General features: G+C 43.8%; 17 protein-coding genes. 10 read left to right on the top strand and 7 right to left on the bottom strand.

Annotated elements, in window-relative coordinates:
• The first annotated feature begins 60 nt into the window (after positions 1-60).
• Positions 61-1,188: a hemolysin family protein gene (locus EXT47_RS16760; protein ID WP_010376613.1), complete on the top strand. Its 1,128-nt coding sequence runs from the start codon at positions 61-63 to the stop codon at positions 1,186-1,188.
• Here the strand turns inward: EXT47_RS16760 and EXT47_RS16755 are convergent.
• Positions 1,172-2,380: an EAL domain-containing protein gene (locus EXT47_RS16755; RefSeq protein ID WP_045990536.1), complete on the bottom strand. Its 1,209-nt coding sequence runs from the start codon at positions 2,378-2,380 to the stop codon at positions 1,172-1,174. The genes EXT47_RS16760 and EXT47_RS16755 overlap by 17 nt on opposite strands.
• Before the next feature lie 210 nt (positions 2,381-2,590).
• On the opposite strand from EXT47_RS16755, the gene EXT47_RS16750 reads away from it, so the two are divergent.
• Positions 2,591-3,601, top strand: a complete 1,011-nt coding sequence (locus EXT47_RS16750) for a metalloprotease (RefSeq protein WP_130127102.1) — start codon at positions 2,591-2,593, stop codon at positions 3,599-3,601.
• Between the two features lie 30 nt (positions 3,602-3,631).
• Here the strand turns inward: EXT47_RS16750 and EXT47_RS16745 are convergent, their stop codons facing one another.
• The gene (locus EXT47_RS16745) at positions 3,632-4,945 is read right to left on the bottom strand and encodes a short-chain fatty acid transporter (RefSeq protein WP_130127101.1); all 1,314 of its coding nucleotides are present in this window, start codon (positions 4,943-4,945) and stop codon (positions 3,632-3,634) included.
• Positions 4,946-5,165: 220 nt separating this feature from the next.
• Here EXT47_RS16745 and EXT47_RS16740 point away from each other — a divergent pair, with 220 nt between their 5' ends.
• Positions 5,166-5,393 (top strand): hypothetical protein, encoded by a 228-nt coding sequence (locus tag EXT47_RS16740; RefSeq protein WP_010376621.1) that lies wholly within the window; start codon positions 5,166-5,168, stop codon positions 5,391-5,393.
• Positions 5,394-5,396: 3 nt separating this feature from the next.
• Here the strand turns inward: EXT47_RS16740 and EXT47_RS16735 are convergent, their stop codons facing one another.
• Positions 5,397-6,341 carry an AEC family transporter gene (locus EXT47_RS16735; protein ID WP_226899143.1) on the bottom strand — a complete coding sequence of 315 codons (945 nt, stop codon included), beginning with the start codon at positions 6,339-6,341 and terminating at the stop codon, positions 5,397-5,399.
• Positions 6,342-6,403: 62 nt separating this feature from the next.
• On the opposite strand from EXT47_RS16735, the gene EXT47_RS16730 reads away from it, so the two are divergent.
• The gene (locus EXT47_RS16730; RefSeq protein WP_039492954.1) at positions 6,404-6,772 is read left to right on the top strand and encodes a YacL family protein; all 369 of its coding nucleotides are present in this window, start codon (positions 6,404-6,406) and stop codon (positions 6,770-6,772) included.
• Between the two features lie 231 nt (positions 6,773-7,003).
• Here the strand turns inward: EXT47_RS16730 and EXT47_RS16725 are convergent, their stop codons facing one another.
• Positions 7,004-7,705, bottom strand: a complete 702-nt coding sequence (locus tag EXT47_RS16725; RefSeq protein ID WP_039492951.1) for a 2OG-Fe(II) oxygenase — start codon at positions 7,703-7,705, stop codon at positions 7,004-7,006.
• 29 nt (positions 7,706-7,734) lie between these two features.
• On the opposite strand from EXT47_RS16725, the gene EXT47_RS16720 reads away from it, so the two are divergent.
• The gene (locus EXT47_RS16720; RefSeq protein WP_010605953.1) at positions 7,735-8,133 is read left to right on the top strand and encodes a thioesterase family protein; all 399 of its coding nucleotides are present in this window, start codon (positions 7,735-7,737) and stop codon (positions 8,131-8,133) included.
• On the opposite strand, the gene EXT47_RS16715 is transcribed toward EXT47_RS16720, so the two are convergent.
• Positions 8,114-9,208 (bottom strand): hypothetical protein, encoded by a 1,095-nt coding sequence (locus EXT47_RS16715; RefSeq protein ID WP_039492950.1) that lies wholly within the window; start codon positions 9,206-9,208, stop codon positions 8,114-8,116. The genes EXT47_RS16720 and EXT47_RS16715 overlap by 20 nt on opposite strands.
• Positions 9,209-9,258: 50 nt before the next feature.
• Positions 9,259-12,081 (bottom strand): excinuclease ABC subunit UvrA, encoded by a 2,823-nt coding sequence (uvrA, locus tag EXT47_RS16710; RefSeq protein ID WP_010605951.1) that lies wholly within the window; start codon positions 12,079-12,081, stop codon positions 9,259-9,261.
• A 180-nt stretch (positions 12,082-12,261) separates the two neighbouring features.
• On the opposite strand from uvrA, the gene EXT47_RS16705 reads away from it, so the two are divergent.
• The 4 genes from EXT47_RS16705 (at position 12,262) to EXT47_RS16690 (ending at position 17,028) form a co-directional block, all read left to right on the top strand.
• Positions 12,262-13,008, top strand: coding sequence for an ABC transporter substrate-binding protein (locus EXT47_RS16705; RefSeq protein WP_039492948.1), 747 nt, complete (start codon positions 12,262-12,264; stop codon positions 13,006-13,008).
• A gap of 139 nt (positions 13,009-13,147) precedes the next feature.
• Positions 13,148-14,515 (top strand): MFS transporter, encoded by a 1,368-nt coding sequence (locus tag EXT47_RS16700; RefSeq protein ID WP_130127110.1) that lies wholly within the window; start codon positions 13,148-13,150, stop codon positions 14,513-14,515.
• A gap of 17 nt (positions 14,516-14,532) precedes the next feature.
• Entirely contained in the window at positions 14,533-15,186 is a 654-nt protein-coding gene (gene ssb / locus EXT47_RS16695) for a single-stranded DNA-binding protein (protein ID WP_130127100.1), read from the top strand.
• A gap of 255 nt (positions 15,187-15,441) precedes the next feature.
• Positions 15,442-17,028 carry an EAL domain-containing protein gene (locus EXT47_RS16690; RefSeq protein ID WP_130127099.1) on the top strand — a complete coding sequence of 529 codons (1,587 nt, stop codon included), beginning with the start codon at positions 15,442-15,444 and terminating at the stop codon, positions 17,026-17,028.
• Positions 17,029-17,049: 21 nt separating this feature from the next.
• Here the strand turns inward: EXT47_RS16690 and EXT47_RS16685 are convergent, their stop codons facing one another.
• A complete protein-coding gene (locus tag EXT47_RS16685) occupies positions 17,050-17,961 on the bottom strand; it encodes a 1-aminocyclopropane-1-carboxylate deaminase/D-cysteine desulfhydrase (RefSeq protein ID WP_039492944.1) in 912 nt (303 codons plus the stop codon).
• Positions 17,962-18,260: 299 nt separating this feature from the next.
• On the opposite strand from EXT47_RS16685, the gene EXT47_RS16680 reads away from it, so the two are divergent.
• On the top strand, positions 18,261-20,273 hold the full coding sequence (locus tag EXT47_RS16680; protein ID WP_010376640.1) for a formylglycine-generating enzyme family protein: 2,013 nt from the start codon (positions 18,261-18,263) through the stop codon (positions 20,271-20,273).
• The last annotated feature ends 51 nt before the right edge of the window (positions 20,274-20,324 follow it).

Genomic DNA, 20,324 nt, shown 5'->3' with positions numbered 1-20,324 from the left:
GAGCAACATAACGTACGCGGTTAAGCAAACACTTAGCGTTGAATAAAGAGGAGAATTTACTTGGTTTTATTATTAACCTACATGTTTTTGGCAATAGCTATCTCTTTTATCTGTTCGGTGATGGAAGCAGTGCTACTTAGTATTACGCCAAGCCATATAGGGATCTTAAAGCAAGACAATGATGCATTAGCATCGCGAGTTCAACGCCTTAAAGACAATATTGATCAGCCTTTATCTGCCATTCTAACGTTAAACACCGTTGCGCATACCGCCGGTGCTGCAGGGGTTGGCGCACAAGCTGCTGTGGTATTTTCAGATGCAGCTGTCGGTATAGCCTCGGCAGTGATGACGCTACTGGTTTTGGTACTGTCAGAAATCATTCCGAAGACTTTAGGGGCGACTTATTGGCGCGGGTTAACACCTATCGTTTCAAGTGTGTTGGTATGGCTAGTTCGAATATTGAAGCCATTCGTGTGGATGTCTGACCAACTTACAAAAGTGATAGGTCGTAAAGAAGACGAAGCTCACTATATTCGTCAAGAAATCGAAGCGATGGCGGAGATTGGCTCTGAAGCAGGTGCACTGCATCAGGACGAGACTGAAACCATTCGCAGCTTGTTGCGCTTTCGCCACGCCAAACTCGAAAGCATCATGACACCAAGAACGGTGCTATTTAAAGTGCATAAAGATATGACAGTACACGAGTATTTGTCTGAGCATGGTTCGGTTGCTTTTTCTCGGGTGTTGGTATTCGATAAAAACACAGATGACATCATCGGCTTTGTGCACAAAAATGACATTATGCTTGCTTATCATAGGCTTGGAGAAGAATATAAAATTGGTAAGCTATCTCGCCCTCTTTATACCGTACCGGAAACGCTAGCTGCGCCAGAGTTATTCAAAGCGTTACTGGCAAAGCGTCTACACATTGCGCTTGTCATTGATGAGTATGGCGATGTACAAGGCATAGTGACATTAGAAGATTTGCTTGAATCATTAATGGGAATGGATATTGTTGATGAGCGAGAGCAAACCACCAATATGCAAGCTGCTGCTAAGCAAAAGTGGCGAGAGCGCGTTGATAATCATGATAATTTGATTGAAGACAGCGACGAAGCTGAAGATGTGTCTGAAACGCAAAGCGACGGAGAGGAAACTGCCTCTCCAGAGGTTAAGGGTTCGAATTAATCATACGCTGCCAAGAGTGTATCCACCCAACTAGGTCTGTTAGTGGTTTAGGTTTGCTGATTAAAAAACCCTGCATTAATAAGCTATGCTTGTAGCGGTCAAGGTATTGTAGCTCTTCAATCCGCTCTATACCTTCAGCTACTATGTCTAACTGTTGATTTTGTGCGATGTCGATTAAGCTGTCGATAAGTACCTGTGAAAAGCGATCGGATTCCACATGGGTTATCAAAGAGCGGTCGATTTTGATCTCGGTAAACGGCAAAGACTTTAATTGCTGAATATTGGTAAATCCAGTACCAAAGTCATCTAACGAAATATCAAACCCTCGGATCCGTAACCGGTTCATTGTTTCCAGTTGAATAGACTGATTCATCGGTTGGTTTTCAGTAATTTCTAAAATGATATCACTAGGCTTTAAACGGTTTATTTCTAGAATAAGTGCCAATTTATCTGGACAGCTCAAATCATTTAATTGCACGGGCGATAAGTTGAAGGCCAGTTTAATCGGGTAATTGAGTTCAGATTTGATTGCTTTGAATTCATCCGTTGCCTTTTCAAAAAGCTGGAAAGTAATGATATTGATTAGATCGGTATCTTCGGCCACGCCAATGAAATGGTCTGGTAAAATGACCTGCTCGGTATTTTTAGACACAATACGGGCAAGCACTTCGACACTTTTTATCTTTTTGTCACCACGGTGAACCTTTGGCTGATAGTAAGGCGTAATTTCATTGTGACTAATGGCGTGCAAAAGATCGCTTTCGGTCACCTTTTCAATACGGCTACGTTTAACAGTGGTATACGTCTCCATTTTTTTGAGCATGCGCTCGACATCAACCAATTGTACGGGCTTGGAAATATTGCCGATAAGATGTGCATTGGACTGTCTGGCAAGGTTGGTTGCTAGATCAATAATCTTTTCGTCCATTTCGGAAATAATAATAATGCCGCCAGAGAACCTTAGCTCTCCTAGTTGGCGAATAAACTCCATGCCATCCATTTCGGGCATATTGAGATCTGTAAAAATGGCGTCAAATTGATGAGGAGTCTGCCGTATTTTTTCTACAGCATTCACCGCACTTGAGCAGGTTGTGACATGCTCAATACCAAGCTCAGTCATAATAGCTTGCATTACGACGAGGATCGCGGGTGAATCATCTACTACCATTATCCGATGTTTTGCTAATGACATTAACAATTCCTTCGTATACCTTACCTCCTTAAAGTCTAGTACAAATAATTTAAAGTGCTCAAATCTCAAAATGCTTTAAAAGGTGATTTTTACTCAATTTGAAGCGCCATAATGACACTTTGCCTGCATTTTTCTAATTCAGATTTTGGCAGCACTTTATGAAGCGGGCGCTTTTAGCGATAATGCCCCAAATGACCTTTGGATCTGAATATGAATAGAGTCGAGCTTTCGCTAGCGGACAAAGCGGTATCTATCTTTTTTAACCAACAACAAGTAGTACAGCTTTTTGTTGAGCAGCAAGCGATTACCTTTGAAGAGCAACATAATGGCATTTTCGCGACCATTGATGGACAAGCACTGGCGGTAAGTACAGAGCAGTTACCTCAGGGATTACTTGGAATTGCAGTAAATGGAGCTGAGCTTCAGTGGCTTGAAGTGAGCACTGAAACACCTAAAGAAAAACGCAGCCTATTTGGTTTGGCAGCATTGGGCTTAAAGTTATTTAAAAGTGCCAAGGTGGTCAAAGCTGCCTTGGCTGGCGCATCCGTGGCAGGGTACGCATGGCTATTTTCTTGGCAGTTTGCGCTTATGCTTGTGGCTTGCTTAGTCGTTCATGAATATGGCCACGTCCGCGCGATGCGCTATTTTGGGATTAAAACAAAAGGCATCTATTTGATCCCTTTCGTTGGTGGCCTGGCTGTAAGTGACGATAAGATCACGACCCGCTGGCAAGACGTAGTTATTTCGTTGATGGGACCGGCATTTGGTTTGATAACCTCAATCCTTGGAGTGGTGTTGTATTATGCGACAGAGATGGAAATCTTTGCTGGTGTTGCAGTATTAAGTGCGCTGTTGAACTTATTCAATTTACTACCTATTTTGCCGTTAGATGGTGGGCATGTTCTAAAAAGCATAAGCTTTTCAATGCGCTCTTGGGTGGGGTTATTGGCGTGTATGGCAGGAGTATTATTCGGCCTTTGGATAAGTTACACCTTTGGCTTAATCCTACTGGTGATATTCATTTTGATTGGTAGTTTTGAAATCCTGATTGAGTGGCGTGGCCGTAATTACAGTCACTTATTACCCCTTGACCGATATGGGCAAGTGGTCAGCGCTATTATGTATATAGTTGTTATTACAGGTCATGTTGTGGTAATGATGCATTTTGCTGATTCAGAGAATCCAATCCTTAGCTTACCAATGAAAATTTTATCAAGTTAATCTGTGTAAGAAGGTGCATTACGCACCTTCTTACAGGGGGAGCAACAATAAAGTTGCGATAATTACACCCGTTACCAGCAATTGTACTAGGCAAAATCCCATAATATCTTTGGCTTTAAGACCTGCAATTGCAAGTACCGGGAGTGCCCAAAATGGCTGGATCAGGTTAGTCCAAGCATCACCCCATGCAACTGCCATCGCGACTCTGGCTATGTCCGCATTAAGCGTTTCTGCTGCGGGAATAATAATTGGTGCTTGTACCGCCCACTGACCGCCGCCTGAAGGCACGAATATATTTACAAGGCCTGCACTTAAAAAGCTCCACAGCGGTAATGTCCATTGACTGCTAATAGAAACAAATCCTTGAGATATTTGTTGTGCTAGTCCTGTTTCAACCATCATAGCCATGATCCCAGCATAAAAAGGAAACTGGATCACGATACCGGCACCACCTTGAATTGCTTGTTGTAGACTATTGAGAATATTTGCAGGGGTTTTGTGTAGCAGCATGGCTAAGAACAAAAACAGGGCTATGACGATATTCAATGTCAATGTGCCTGCATTAAATATAAAGTAAAAGCCCAAGTAGCTAAGACCGATTGCTCCTCCTAACATACCAAGCCATGAGGCATTTTCTAATTTTGCAGCCGGAGTATTGTGGGTACTGATATCATTACTTTGTTCAATGAGCTTTTCTTTATCAACAATAACTGCGTCATCATCTTTGGGAAGCATTAGTTTATTTATAAGTGGTAAAACGATAAAAATACTGAGTACGATGAGTAGGTTAAATGGTGCAAAGATTGTCTCTGAAGTGGTAACAATACCTATGCTCTTTTCACTAAAGTGCCCCGGAGTTGCGATAGTCAGGGGGACTGAGCCTGATAGGCCTGCGTGCCAAACAACAAAACCAGAGTAAGCACTAGCCACTAACAGGCGATAATCAACTTTCACTTTTCGAGCGATGGCCTTTGCGAACAAAGCCCCGACTACTAAGCCAAACCCCCAATTTATCCAGCTGGCGCTCATCGCAACAAAGGTGGTGAGTATAATTGCTTGAGAGGGAGTTTTAGCTAGGCCTGCGATACGGTCTAGCGCTTTCGCTATTGGAGGGGTAACAGCAAGCATGTGACCACATAATAAAACTAACAACATTTGCATCGCAAAAGTAAGCAGCTTCCAAAAGCCATTACCCCATGCCTCAAGCACCATGACAGGTGTTGCTGGAGTAAACAATGTAGCGAGTACCATCACCAAAAAAGTGAGTAAAAGCACAATCACAAATGGATCGGGTAGATACTTGTCGACTAATTTTGTTAGCGGGGTGGTAAACTTGCCAAGCATAAGACATCCTGTTTTCATTATTATTTTATGCAAATCAAAGTGATTGAATTACGCATCATAATATAGCTAAACTTTAAGCTAAAAGTTAGTGGTTTAGGCTAACTTATAGTGAACAGAAAACAATGAGCTTCATTGGTTTTTTTTAAAATCAAAGTGTTAGGGTTGGCATGAAATCTGATATATTAAAAAGAAAGACTTTAAGTAACTAAGAGAGGTAACTATGTCTGGACAAGGTTCTGGTGGTAATGTAATTGCAGCGATTTGTAACGTCTTTTTCCCTGGCCTTGGTCAGTTGGTTCAAGGTCGTATATTGGCGGCTTTAATCTTCGCAATTGTTGTTGTAGGTGGGTATGCACTGTGGTTTTTATTGGTTCCACCTGTGATCGCAGCTGTTTTCCATTTGTGGGCTATTATTGATGCTGCTAAGTATACGCCGCCTAGGTATTAACGGTTATACCAAAAAGTATAACCACCCAGTCAGGCTGACCATGCTCAGCACAGTGGACAGCACAACGGTAGCCGCAAGTGTTGCTTGTTGGCTGTCGAGCTGTCTAGCAACAAGATAGGCATTGACTCCTAAAGGAGAGGCACTCATTAAAGTCACCACCTGAACTTGCTGAGTTGCCAATCCTAAATAAGTGGCAAAGAGATAAACCAATCCCGGTAGTAGCGTCAGTTTTACTGCACTTAGCCATATCGCACCCTGTAACTTTCCTCGCACGCCGTACTGTACCAAGCTCGCACCCAGAATAAATAGCGCCCCTGGAATGGCAGGTTTTGCCAACCAACTAAAGCTTTCAAGTATTAAGCTTGGTAGCTTTAATCCAGCAACGTTTAATATCAAACCACTCGTAATACTTATCACTATTGGATTTAACAGCAGGGGTTTCGCAATATCCAACTTATTCTTGTGTCTTGCTGCCAGTAAAAAAGTCATAAAAAACAGCATCGCACTGTGGAATGTAATAATCATAAATACCATGGCAGCGGCTTGCTCACCGAGCGCCATTAGGATAATCGGTAATCCGACTAACACGGTATTAGAGTAGGTGCCACTTAATGCTAATGCTGCACTGTCTGCTTTTGAGCGATGTTGTGCCTTGAAAAGAAATAGGTATAGGCCTGCATAAGTCAGAGCGACTGGGAGATAAAAGGATAATAACAAGGAGCCTGTTGCGAGGCTTTTCAGATCTGCTTGCACCATACTGCTAAATAACAGTACAGGAATACATAAATTAAAGATAAAAGTACGCAAGCCATCAAGCTGATTGATGGCGATAAAGCCAATCTTTGCACTCAAAAAACCAGAAATAACGATAAAGATGAGAGGAAATAAGATCTCAACAGGCGACATGCGTTGACCAACAATCGAGTGGTTAAAAGGTAATTCTATCAATGAATGCTTAGCGGACGCCACTTAGGTATAATAAAAGAAGGTGATTTAGTTAAGAAGTAAAGATGGAATACCAGTTTATTCGTGACCCACTTTCTGGGTTTCGAGCTCGCTTAAATGACGAGCATGCGTTGATAGGTCGGTGGCTGAGCGAAGAGCTTGCACATGAGCGTATTGTCAGCCTGCTGACACAGCTTGAAAACCTGCCAAATCAAAAAGAAGAGCTTGTGTTGGCTGGAAAAGAGATCCGCGCCACGTTCACGCCGCAAGAAGCATTATTTGAAAGCCACGCTTTGTTTCATGAAAGTGATGACATAGCACAATATCAAGAAGACGCACTGGCTTTAGATGAGTCGGGTATGATGGCGGTGTGTGGCTATGAAGATTTTTTACCCATGCTGATAGAGTGGGCTGAATTTACCACAGCTAAATAACCTGAGCTGCGTAAATTCGCCTTGCCTACAGGATGTAGGTACCTTAGCGAGAGCAGGACGCAGAAGCGGAGTTATCCCCAAAACTCTCTGGCTAGATAAGAAGATAGTTTAAGGTGATTAAAAAACAGTGAGTTAGCTCATTCCTTATCCAAACCTCAGGTTAAATAAGTTCTGTGGGGCTTGTTGATCTTGCATGCTTGAGTTCAACAGCCCCTGAAGTATAGAGATAGCTTATTTGGGTGTACCATAGAGTTGCTCTGCTCTATTAAATAACACCCACGAAGTGAGTATATACTTATCATTAGAAACCGGAATATTGCCTCTATGTGTATGTGTAAAATACCCTGGCGCTATCACCATAGAGCCTTTTACTGGGGCAATTTTACGCTGCTGATAATAAAACTCGGTCTCGCCACCTTCCTCGACATCATTAAGGTAGAACATAAATAACAGCACTCGGTGTAAGGCTTCATTATGGTCATGTTGAGGGTAGACTTCGCTGTGCCAGTAGGGGTAGCCGCCTTTATTTATTTGATAGCGCTGAGCTTGGATAGCGCCCAAACGAAACAGCTGTTGAGCAAGGACCGGGAGTTGTGGCTTGCCGACTTCTTCAAAGTTATCCGCAGTGAGATCGACAGGCTCACCAGTTTTGGGGTGATACACTTTAAGTCCAAATGCACCGATGATCATAAAGAAATGTTCTTCAAGATATTCAAATAAGTGCTTTGCCGTAACCTGTTGAATGTGTTGTAACTGTTTGGCATAGTCAGGATAGGAATTTAGATAAAGGTCGTGACTGACTTTTTTACTCAAGTCGACACCACCAGATGTAGTCCCCTGTTTTAAATGTGGGCTTTGATCGAAGGTCTTTACGAATTCATCGCAAAAGTCTGAACTGAGTGCGTTATCGTAAACGCGAATAAAATCACTCATGTTTTTCCCTAGTTTTTATTGGAGTTATTATGCTGTCTGAAAAGCTTATGCCGCGTTTTTGCGACACAGATGTGCTTGGACATATCAACAATACCGTACTCCCTGTGTGGTTTGAAGCCGCGCGCACACCTATTTTCAAAATATTTACACCAGATTTAAATCCAAAAGAGTGGAAATTGATTGTTGCTAAAGTCGAAGTCACTTTTAAAGGGGAGCTATTTTATGGTCAAGAGGTCGAAATAAAAACGGCTGTTGAACATATCGGCAACAGCTCATTTGTCATTTTGCAGCAGGCTTGGCAGCATGGAGAATGCTGTGCTGAAGGTAAAACCATTATGGTGCGATATGACTTTGCGGTTAAGCAATCTCAACCGCTGAGTCAGCAAGAGCGCGATGCGCTAGGCACCTTTATGGTTGCTGCGGCTTAAACTGATGACCAATTGCCGCTGAAATACAAGGCTTTACTGTATAGGTGTAGCCGTATTCTGCGGCGTTATCCGGCATGATCTCTAAGATCTCATAATCGTTTAATTCAACAATATTACTGCCTTCGCTATGTTCACAACGTGAGTTTCCGTCAGACTCAAAGCGAAAGATAAAGTAAGCCAGTATTTGATTAAGCACATCGTTATAGTTTTTGCCTTGCTCGTGCAAATCGGGGTTGGGATCGTTATTAATAGATACCGTTAACGACTCCGGCTCATCTGCCGTGGGCTGTGCTTCATCTTGCTGTGGGGTATCGCCACTCATGTCAGCCAATTGTGGTTGAGTTTCCGATGTTCCTTCGTTTTCTTCTGTGGAGTCTGCAGAGCGCGATTCTTTCGCGTTGGCTTGGAAAGAAATTCCGTCCTTATCTACTTTGAAATCAGAAGAAAACTCAGTAAATGCGGTTGAAGCACCTGATTTAGCAATGCCAAGCACCAAAAAAGCCAATAAAACAAAACACATGATCAACCTGATGATTGCTGTTGTTGCCGGATAACGATAGTGATTCTGATGCCAAAAAGGCTTTATTCGTAATGGTTTAAGTAGGAAAAGCACAACGACATAGCAGGTCATAAAGAGTTGCGCGAGAATTAACAAGAAGGTACTGGTAATAAAAAACCAAGTAGGTAACGACAGCAACACACTCAAATTATGTGTGTAAGGGAAATTATCTGTGCTGACTCCAGTTAAATCATTGATACGACCATCAGCTTGCACTAACACAAAGTTGGCGATAAAGGCATAAAATAACAGTATTAGTGCTTTGCCAGGCACACTTTCCCAAAAGGTCATGATCCTTGGCCAGAATTCATAACATAGCGCCGTTACTGTGGTTATTAAGATCAAAAAAGCGGTGAAGTTATTATCTTCAGTTTCACTCAAGCTGAACATAAAAATGATAAAACTGACCAAATAATAGCGTTGAGCCAGCGTTAGGCTTTGCCAAAATTGGCCGATGGAAAAGCGCAGTCTTGCTAGGTATGCGGTTAAGTTTTTTGGCGCGAGAAGTTGATGCATAATAAGTGAATTTGTAATTATTATGCACCAATAATAGAGACTTTTAGAAATTAAGACAATAAGGGCTTAAGGTACTTACCTGTATGCGAAGCCGCAAAGTCAGCCACCGTTTCAGGTGTACCTGAGACGAGGATTTGACCACCTCCAGCTCCTCCCTCTGGACCTAGGTCCACAATCCAGTCCGCGGTTTTGATGACATCTAAATTATGCTCGATAACCAACACCGTATTACCATGATCGCGTAGACGATGTAATACTGCGAGTAGCTGCTGAATATCATGGAAGTGCAGACCTGTGGTTGGCTCATCGAGAATGTAGAGTGTTTTACCAGTATCTCGTTTTGATAGTTCACGAGCGAGCTTAACCCGCTGTGCTTCACCACCGGACAAGGTCGTGGCGGCTTGCCCCAAGCGAATGTAGGAGAGGCCAACGTCCATTAAAGTTTGTAGTTTGCGATTGATCGCGGGAATTTTATCAAAAAATTCTCGAGCGTCCTCAACGGTCATTTCCAACACTTCGTGGATATTTTTACCTTTATACAGCACTTCCAGTGTTTCACGGTTATAGCGCTTACCAGTACAGACATCGCAAGGAACATAGACATCAGGCAGGAAGTGCATCTCTACCTTGATAACTCCATCGCCTTGACAGGCCTCACAGCGACCGCCTTTAACGTTAAAACTAAAGCGGCCAACCTTATAACCGCGTGAACGCGACTCTTGTGTTCCTGCAAATAATTCGCGGATAGCAGTAAAGATCCCGGTATAAGTTGCAGGGTTTGAACGTGGTGTGCGACCGATAGGACTTTGATCAATATCTATAACTTTATCGAAGTGATCTAGCCCATGAACTGATTCATATGGTGCAGCTTCTTGCGTTGTTGCACCGTTTAATTCCTGATGGGCAAGCTTGAATAGGGTGTCATTAATGAGGGTAGATTTACCCGAACCAGATACCCCAGTTACGCAGGTCATGAGCCCAACAGGCACTTTTAAGTCGACACTTTTTAGGTTGTTGCCCGTTGCGCCTTTAAGCTCAAGCCATTTGTCATCACATTGATGGCGTTGCGCTGGAACTTCAATACATTTCTCGCCACTGAGATATTGACCCGTTAATGAGTCTTTACTTTGCATTATCTCATCGCGAGTTCCCTCAGCGACGACATAGCCGCCGTGTACACCGGCGCCAGGACCGATATCGATGATGTGATCGGCTGCACGAATGGCATCTTCATCGTGTTCTACCACAATCACGGTGTTGCCAAGATCTCTTAAGTGCGTGAGTGTTTTAAGTAACCGGTCGTTATCGCGCTGATGTAGACCAATTGAAGGCTCATCCAGTACGTACATTACTCCCACGAGACCGGCGCCAATTTGGCTTGCAAGACGGATCCGCTGAGCTTCACCGCCAGATAAAGTATCAGCACTACGCTCCAAAGAAAGGTAGTTTAGGCCAACATTGATCAAGAAAGATAAACGGTCGCGGATCTCTTTGAGTATTTTGTCCGCAATTTGTGCTTTTTGGCCTGTGAGTGCTAAGTCGATAAAAAATTGACTGGCTTCGCCGATACTCATCGTTGTTACGGTTGGCAGGTTGGTCGAGCCGATAAACACATGGCGAGCTTCCTCGCGCAGGCGTGAGCCATGGCAACTTGGACACGCTTGGCTGGTTTGATATTTGGCGAGCTCTTCTCTTACTGAACTTGACTCCGTTTCCCGATAACGGCGATTCATATTGTTTAACACGCCTTCGAACTCGTGATTGCGAGTGATAAGATCGCCTCTGTCATTACGATACTTAAACGCGATTTTAGTTTTGCCTGAGCCTTCTAATACCACTTTTTGAAATTTACTCGGCAGATCCTGAAATGGCGTTTCTAAGTCAAATCCATATTGCTCGGCAACTGAGCTTAGCATTTGAAAATAGTAAAAACTGCGTTTATCCCACCCTTTGATTGCACCACCAGACAAGCTTAGTTCTGGGTTTTGCACTACACGTTTGGGATCAAAATACTGCTTTACCCCCAAACCATCACAGCTTTGGCACGCACCTGCGGGGTTATTGAAAGAAAACAATCGAGGTTCAAGTTCGCTCATGGCATAGCCACAAGTTGGACAGGCAAAGTTGGCCGAGAAGATCAGTTCGTCTGCGTCGCTATCATCCATATAGGCGATTTGCGCAATGCCATCAGCCAAATCAAGCGCGGTTTCAAAAGATTCGGCTAACCGTTGCTCAAGCCCTGCTTTGACTTTAAAACGATCCACCACGACTTCTATGGTATGTTTTTTCTGTAACTCTAGCGTTGGTGGATCTGAGAGATCGCACACCTCGCCATCAATACGTGCACGAATAAAACCTTGGCTCGCAAGCTCTTCTAGCAGTTTTACGTGCTCACCTTTACGGTTTTTCACCACCGGTGCAAGCAGCATGAGTTTGCTACCCTCGGGTAGCGCCAACACAGTATCAACCATTTGACTGATGGTTTGTGCGGCTAACGGTAAATCATGCGTAGGGCATCTCGGTTCACCCACTCGAGCAAAGAGTAATCTTAAATAGTCGTATATTTCGGTAATGGTTCCCACGGTTGAGCGTGGGTTGTGAGAAGTCGACTTCTGCTCAATGGAAATCGCGGGAGACAAGCCCTCAATGTGATCCACATCTGGTTTTTCCATCAGCGATAAAAACTGCCTCGCGTACGCAGACAAAGACTCGACATAACGACGCTGGCCTTCTGCGTATAAGGTGTCAAATGCTAAAGACGACTTCCCTGAGCCAGAAAGACCCGTGATCACTATCAACTTGTCTCTTGGAATAGTGAGTGAAATGTCTTTTAAATTGTGGGTGCGGGCACCCCTAACTTCTATTTTATCCATACGACCCTTGTGTTTTTTCGTGCGCTGTACTGAGTACGCGATACTAATCCACTATATTGAAACCTGGATCAGTCAAAGCATGATGTGAAGTGAACAGATTACCGCATCCCGAATACAAAATTAAGTTATCTCTGCTAAACGAACTAAACTTATTAAACCGATCAACTTGGGATATTGATTTTGTATCGACTTTTATTGCTTTTGGCGCTGCTTTGCCAAAATGTGTTCGCCTGTGAGCTGGTGGTGCGGTTTGAGAATTATGCGGCGCAGTCTAAGTTAAATGACGACCTTGTTTGGCACGGTATGGATGTTGATTTCGCTAAAGCCTTATTAGATGAAGCGGGGTGTAGCTATCGTTTCGTAAGTATTCCTTGGGGTCGGGCGCTGAAGCTTTTAGAGGAGGGCGACATCGATCTTATTTTGAGCGTCACAAAAACACCAGTACGTGAACAGTTTGCGTATTTTATTGGTCCCCAACGCATGGAAACCATTGTTTTTGCAATGAACTCAGGCGAGCCTCATCAGCTTGACTCACTTGAGTCGTTATTCCATCTGTCAAAGCCCATCGCTATTCAGCGTAATGCTTATTACGGTGAGGCGTTTACAGCTCGCCTTGCGCGTCGTACCGACAGTGAAACACAATTTATTTATGTACCCGACAATCAGGTAAAATTGAATTTGCTCAAAAAAGGACGGATAGCAGGGTTTTTAGAAGAAAAATTCAACATCCTGTATCAAAGTAAAAATAACCCTGATTTTGAAAAGTTTGCGATTAGCTCGTTGGTTATTAACGAAAACCCAGTATATTTTGCCTTTAGCAAGGCACGCACCTCGAGCGAGCGTTTGCAGCGTTTGAGTCAAGCATTTGAACGGGTTAAACGTAGCGGAAAATTAGCTCAGATCACGGCCAAGTACGGCGTCAACTAGCGCTTTTTTCTCTCGAAGTAAGCTGCTCAAATTCATGATGGTAACAATCGCATTGCAAAGATCCGTTCGCGCTAGTGTAAGTTAAGAAAAGAGTTTGTTAAACTTGCGCGTGATTTTCGATAGTGATGAATACCGCCTTATGTCTAATGACTCTTTAAACCCAACTGAAAAGCGCGCCGCGATTTCTCTTGCTGGCGTTTTCGCTTTCCGCATGCTTGGTTTGTTCATGCTGATGCCTGTGTTAGCTGTTTACGGCCAGTCTTTACAGGATGTCTCGCCACTGTGGATTGGTTTGGCTATTGGTGCTTATGGTTTGACTCAAGCTGTACTCCAGATACCTATGGGTTGGTTGTCTGATAAGTTCGGCCGTAAGCCAATCATCATTGGTGGGTTGTTGGTATTTGCATTAGGGTCCGTTATCGCGGCATTAGCGGATTCAATCTATTGGGTGACATTTGGTAGAGCGCTACAGGGCATGGGCGCGATTGCAAGTGCGTTACTTGCGCTTGCTGCGGATTTGAGCCGTGACGAGCAGCGTCCGAAGGTAATGGCGGTCATTGGCATGTGCATTGGTATGAGCTTTGCTGTAGCCATGTTATTAGGACCAATGATTGCAGCGTCTTTTGGTATCGAAGGGATCTTCTGGCTGACGGCGGTATTGGCAATTGTAGGTATCGCTATCATTACCTTTATGGTGCCAAATGCGGTAAATAAAGCCCCAAAAGGTGACACAATAGCAAGCTTTGCAGATATTCGTCGCTTGGTGCAAAACCCACAGTTACTGAGGCTTGATCTTGGGGTGTTGCTATTGCATTTGACGCTGACTACAATTTTTGTAGCCTTGCCTGGTCAGTTGATCCGTGACGGCCTTGCAGCAGATAGGCATTGGCAACTCTACATTCCGGTATTTTTACTCGCCTTCATTTTGATGGCACCGATGATGATAGTGGCGATCCGCAAACAAAAAGAAAAGCAGACATTCTTGCTGTCTATTGCAATGCTAGTGGTAAGCTCGGTTACTTTGTATTGCTTTGTAGATTCACTTTGGGTGATCGCAGGTGCAATGCTGGTCTATTTTATTGCCTTTAATTTTCTCGAAGCAACTATGCCTGCGTTGGTTTCTCGTATAGCTCCAGCAAACCAAAAGGGATCGGCGATGGGAGTCTTTTCATCTGGCCAGTTTCTTGGCGCATTTATAGGTGGTGCTTTGGGTGGTATCTTGGCACAAAATTTTGCGGTCGATACGATATTTGCCGCAACGGCCATTATTGGGGTAATATGGTTTGTTATCGCATGGGGCATGCAAGTGCCACCTAAGAGCAAAGCGATCAGCTTAGTTTCTGCTGTAGAAAATGAGCAACAAGCGACGGAATTGGCAGACCAATTGGTTTCATTACCTGGGGTACTTGAGGCCACGGTAGTGAGAGATGAGAATCGTAGCTACCTAAAAGTAGATGATAAAATTTTTGATTTGAAGCAAGCCAAGCAAGTGCTGGGCTTGTCATAGTGTGAGGAGACAATACCATGGCACGTGGTGTTAATAAAGTAATTTTGGTAGGTAATCTGGGCCAAGATCCTGAAGTTCGCTATATGCCAAACGGTAACGGCGTGGCTAACATCAGCATTGCAACTACGGATAGCTGGAAAGATAAAAACACCGGTCAATTGCAAGAGCGTACAGAATGGCACCGTGTGGTGTTGTTTGGCAAACTTGCGGAAGTTGCGGGTGAGTATTTAAGAAAAGGCTCGCAGGTTTACATTGAAGGTCGTCTACAGACTCGTAAGTGGACAGATCAAAGCGGCCAAGAAAAGTACACAACAGAAATCGTGGTGGACATGGGTGGCCAAATGCAAATGCTAGGTGGCCGTGGCGAGCAGCAGGGTCAAGGTGGCGGCCAGTACCAAGGCGGTCAACAGCAGCAAAATAATTATGGTCAGCAAAGCTATAATCAAGCGCCTCAGCAGCAATATTCGCAGCCACAGCAAAGCCAGTCAAACCAACAGCAAGGTGGATTCGCACCACAGCAATCGCAACAGAATTCTCAGCAGTCTTCTGGATTTGGTGGTCAGTCTCAAGGTGGTTTTGCACCACAACAGAACCAAAACAATGCTCAATCAGGCGGTAGCTCAAACCCTATGGAGCCACCAATTGACTTTGATGATGATATTCCGTTCTAAATGGTGGTATAGCATCTAAGAAAACCCTAGCATCATGCTGGGGTTTTTTGTTTTTAGTGGTATAAATATCTCTAAGAAAATGGTGACGAGTAAGCTTAGATATAGCTTACCATCTTGCACGATTAATAAACTTAACGCTTTTCTAGTTTTGGCTCAGTTGCTTATCCTTTCTGTACAATTAAAAGCCGCATCTCGCTTGAGTTTTGCACTATTTTGAACAACACTTCAGTTATCTTTCCACCCAATCAAAACATTATGCCAATTCAGCTGTTAGATGGATTTAGTCGTCAGTATCAAAAAAAGCTAGTCGCGGTAAGTTTGGCGGTGTTGTTGTGTCTAAATTTCCTTCTTAATCATTTACTGCACCTTCAGGTTCACACACAAGGCGAAGAAGCCGCGGCTGAAATTTCGCAGCTATCAGCTGAAGCTTTTGCTGCGGGAGTAAGTGAAATAGCTACGAAGTATGGTTTTTCGTTGTTACCTGTTGCGAATGCAGAAGAACATCAATTTGTTGCCAACGACCAAACCGTTACCTTGTATCATGAATCTATATGGATAAGTCATGGATATATATTGATATTTTTCAATTTATTGTCGATTGGACTGGTGTTATTCGTACATCGGTGGTGGTTTTTATACGGTAAGGCTGAGTCTACCTCACATGCGCAAAAGCCTGTGGCTTTACCAGCCCCAGCTCCTGAAGGGCAGTATGCATTATTTGCGTTAATCCATTGGCAGTGCAGTACGCCTAAAGAGGTTGATCTGCAGTTACATTTTCAGCTTGCGCTGGTTAAAGGCGTTGGAGAGTTTGGGACGGTGGCAGTTAAATATCTAGCTTCTGGGGCATTAGCCGTGACAGTAAAGCAGATAGGGGCGACTAAAGGTATGGATTTGGTAAAGCAAATGCACGAAATCGTTTATCGAGTGCTGTTAGAGTTTCGGGGGGATTTATCTCGCAGCAAAGTGAAACTTGGCGCTTGTTTTTATCAGGAAAATAAACAACAGACTCAGGTTTATCAGAGCGCAAAATCAGCGCTTTCGATCGCGCAAAATCAAGTGTGGCAACATACTCATCTAGTTCATCTCACAGAGTTATTGGCAAAACGCCTTAACGAAGATGGTGAGGCTTTGCTGAGTTATCTGAAAGCCGGACAGTTTTCCTTATTCTTCCAGCCGTTGTTCGACTTTTTAGCCGAAGACGTAATTGTAAGCGAAGCGCTACTAAGAGTGACTCACAAAGAAATGGGTCGAATTTCGGCCAAGCAGGTGATGCAACACCTTTACACGCCAGAGCAATTTCAGTTTCTGGATAGAGCGATAGTGAAGCAGGTGTTGTCTGTGTATGAGCAGGAAAGGAGTTTTGGTAAGGTAAGTATTAACTTACATATCTCGAGCTGGGTGGATAGCCAGTTTATTGATTGGCTAGAGGGGCAGCTCATTGCGTCTCATAGTGGTGCGGCAATAGGCTTTGAACTTAGCATAGAAGAGGTCTATCAACATGGAGAGCGATTGCTAGCAGCTTTTGATAGGTTGAACCGACTTGGGTGCGATATTTATTTGGATAACGTTACGCAGGCTCTGACGCTAGGGCGCTCACCGCTTGCCGAGTTGGTAAAAGCTGTCAAGCTTAGTTATGAGCTGGTACATGGCATTGAAAAATCTGCGTATCGTAAACGCACAGTAAAGCAAATAGTCGCTCAAGCAAGAAGCTTAGGTATTCCAGTATATGCAGTGGGGATTGAAACCGTTGCTGAACTGAGTTGCATCAAAGGGCTTGGAGTGAAAGGAGCCCAAGGGCATTATTTCTCCGCACCGTTACAACAGCTCGCTGATATTCACTAAAACGCTAACCGCATAAGCTGATTAGGTCGACTTTTTATTTACCAGATATCTCAAACCATCTAATCCTTGTAAACCGCCTGTATGGATTGCGGTGATCACACTGCCTCTTTTGAAGTATCCTTGTTTAGCCAAAGTGAAAATGGCGTAAAACAGTTTACCAGTGTAAATAGGCTCAAGAGGCAAACGATATTTTACCTTCATTTCATGACAAAACCTCAGCAATTCAGGTGTAGTCTTGGCGTAACCTCCGTGATGAAAACCATGGAGTAGCTGCCATGGCGCGCAGCGCTGAGCTGTTATTAGTTCATGTATTTCCTGTGCTAGGTATTCAGCACCTTTTAGTACCGTAACACCTAAAACCTGCGTGTGGTTAGGTAACCCCGAGATTAGTCCTGCCACTGTGCCACCACTGCCCACAGCTGTCATGACATAATCACTTTGAGGCAAGGAATGCGCTAACTCTTCAACGCCTTGCAGTGCAAGTGCATTAGTGCCGCCTTCTGGTATGAGATAAGCATTATTAAACTTGGCTTGCAGAGTTTGAATGTATTCAGGTTGATTTCTTTGCCGATATTCGACTCGACTCACGGGATGAAGTGCTAGTCCACAAGCGCTTGCCATTTTTAGCGTTGGGTTGTGCCGGTCAATCTCTGGGCCTCTAACAATTAAGTGACCTTTGATTGCGAAAAGCTTGCACGCCATGCTGGTAGCATATAAGTGATTGGAAAACGCCCCGCCAAAAGTGACTAACTCTTCAAGGCCAGCTTGCTTTAGGTGGAGTATGTTGTATTTTAGCTTACGCCATTTGTTTCCTTGGATCACAGGGTGGAGCAAATCATCACGCTTAACCTGCAACGTTAAACCGTATTTATCCAATGTCGGGTGGTGAATAGTTTGGATTGGTGACTCGGCGATATTGGTGATGGTTTGCATGATGAAATCAGCCTGATATTTTGCGCACTATAATAAATAAACCGAGCGTTTCACTCCAGAGGTTATCATACATCCTTGATTACCTATCTGCTATTTTGGACTCGAATTAGTAACACATCGCGATGTTAGAGAAAAATAGACAAAATCTCAGCTAAAAACTGGCAAGACGCTGGTTAATAGTTGTAAACTCAGATATTAATTGTGCAAAGCTTGTGTTTTACTTTGTAAGTACATAGCATAGAGCCCTAACTATAAGAAATAACAAGACCAAACAATTGCCGCTGTTGGGAATGGAACATATGCGAATTGCTCCTTTAACTTTTATTGTCTCGGCCTCGATCCTGGCCATGGGTACTGTTGCTCAAAGCGCTATGGCGCAAGATACTGCGACGGTCACTGCCATCGAGTCTGAATTGTCTAATAAGCAAAGCGAATTAGACAGATACTCGGTCGTTTTAGAAAAGCACCTAGCAGAGGAAACGCGTCTGCAGTCTCAACTTGAGTTATTGAGAAAACGTTCAGGTGAGTTAGACAAAGAAAAAAATCAGGCCTTAGATGCAATGAATGAGTTGTATCGTCGGCTAATTGATGATCCTTCCATTGATATTTCTTCTGCGCAAACGCGTTATCAGCAAGCAGTGGCAGATCACAAGCAGAATAAAGAAGACATTGCGATGCAGATTGCGGCGATTGCATCACAGCGTAAAGATATTGAGCAAGTCCGTGTAACTAAGCACACCTTAGTAAATACGCTTGAAAACTTAAAAGATCAGCTTGGCACAGCGCGAGTAGAGCGACTACGTAATGAGTTTACTCGTGAAGGTACGCTAGAGGTAGACCACACGATTAACTGTAAGCGCACAGAAACCTTGGCGGCTTGTGAACAGCGTGGTCAGCAAATGGGGCTTCAAAAAGCAACTAAGCGCTTTATTGATCAGATTTTTGCAAACCTAACCGAGAGCCGTGTTGTCGAGCCAAAACGCAATATGGCTGGCGCGCAGGTTCAAGTGGTGAGCAGTCATGTTGTAAATAGTGGATTTAGTGGACAAGGCAACTACAACGTTAATCTCAGCGTAACGATGCGTGGTGATGTAAATAGCAGCCGCTTATGTAACCTGCTGAGCTTAGACAATCGTTATTGTGCTGAGTATGGCACTCCGCTTGCCGTAAATTACCAGTCGAACTACTCGACAGTCTACAGTGATAATCAACTGACTTTTTCGGACGAGCAAAGTGATCCGGTTGAAGTTGCGACTATTACAAAGCAGCCAGTCGTGGAGACCCCTCTTGTAAAAAAGTCACAAACGGCTGATAAAACAGTCGAGTTAACTTTAAGATCAAATGTTTACGACGACGAAGTATTTATTAATGGAGTCAGCTACGGCGCGACAAAAACGACAGTAGCAATTCCTGCCGGATTTTATGATGTTGAGATCCGTAAATTAGGTTATGAACCTTATAAAGCGCGCATTAACCTACGAGCGGCACAAACCATTAATGCGAAATTGGTGAAGAAACGCCAATCGGTAACGTCTGTTGTAACGAAAAAGCCTGAGCCTGAAGCGCAACAAGCACAAGTGGTCGCCGTAGCAACCACCGAAAATGAGCTAGCTATTATCCCCGCAGGCACTTTTAAAATGGGCGACCTGACGGGTAATGGTTTACCAAATGAGCGTCCCATTGTTGAAAAAGTGTTGAGTCATTCATATGCCATGCAGAGCACTGAGGTTACAGTGGCGGCTTTTCGCCGTTTTGCACAAAGCACTGGATATAAAACCTTAGCCGAACAAGGTAAAGGCTGCGCATACTATAAAAATGGCGAACCGGTTTGGGAGCTTGAATATAATTGGGAAAACCCCGGTTACGAGCAATCAGATAATTTTCCCGTTGTTTGTGTTGCTTATGATGATGCCAAAGCGTATGCCAACTGGTTATCTGGCGAAAAAGGACAACAATTTAGATTACCCAATGAAGTTGAATGGGAATATGCGGCGCGTGCAGGCACTGCATCTGAGTACCCATGGGGTAATGAAATCGGAAGAAACCTAGCTAATTGTGGTTGGTGTGGCAGTGAGTGGTCTAATAAAAGTCCTTCACCAGTTGCCCAATTTTCACCGAATAGCTATGGCTTATATGATACTGTAGGAAACGTCTGGGAGTGGACGCAAAAGCGTGCTTCTCAGAGCGATGTTACAGTGCGTGGCGGTGCATGGAACTTCGCGCCGAGTTTGGCTCGAGTGTCAACTCGCTTAGCGTTAGCGCCAGATTTTAGAGCGAATTATATAGGTTTTCGACTTGTTCGAGAGCGATAAGTAGTAAATTAAGAGCAGCAGGTGATGCTGCTTTGTTTGACAGAATTCTGA

Origin of the sequence: Pseudoalteromonas sp. CO342X (genome assembly GCF_004208915.1) — a bacterium.
Taxonomy (GTDB): Bacteria; Pseudomonadota; Gammaproteobacteria; order Enterobacterales; family Alteromonadaceae; genus Pseudoalteromonas; species Pseudoalteromonas maricaloris.
Note: the sequence above shows the minus strand (reverse complement) of the source record. Positions and strands in the feature narration are given on the sequence as shown.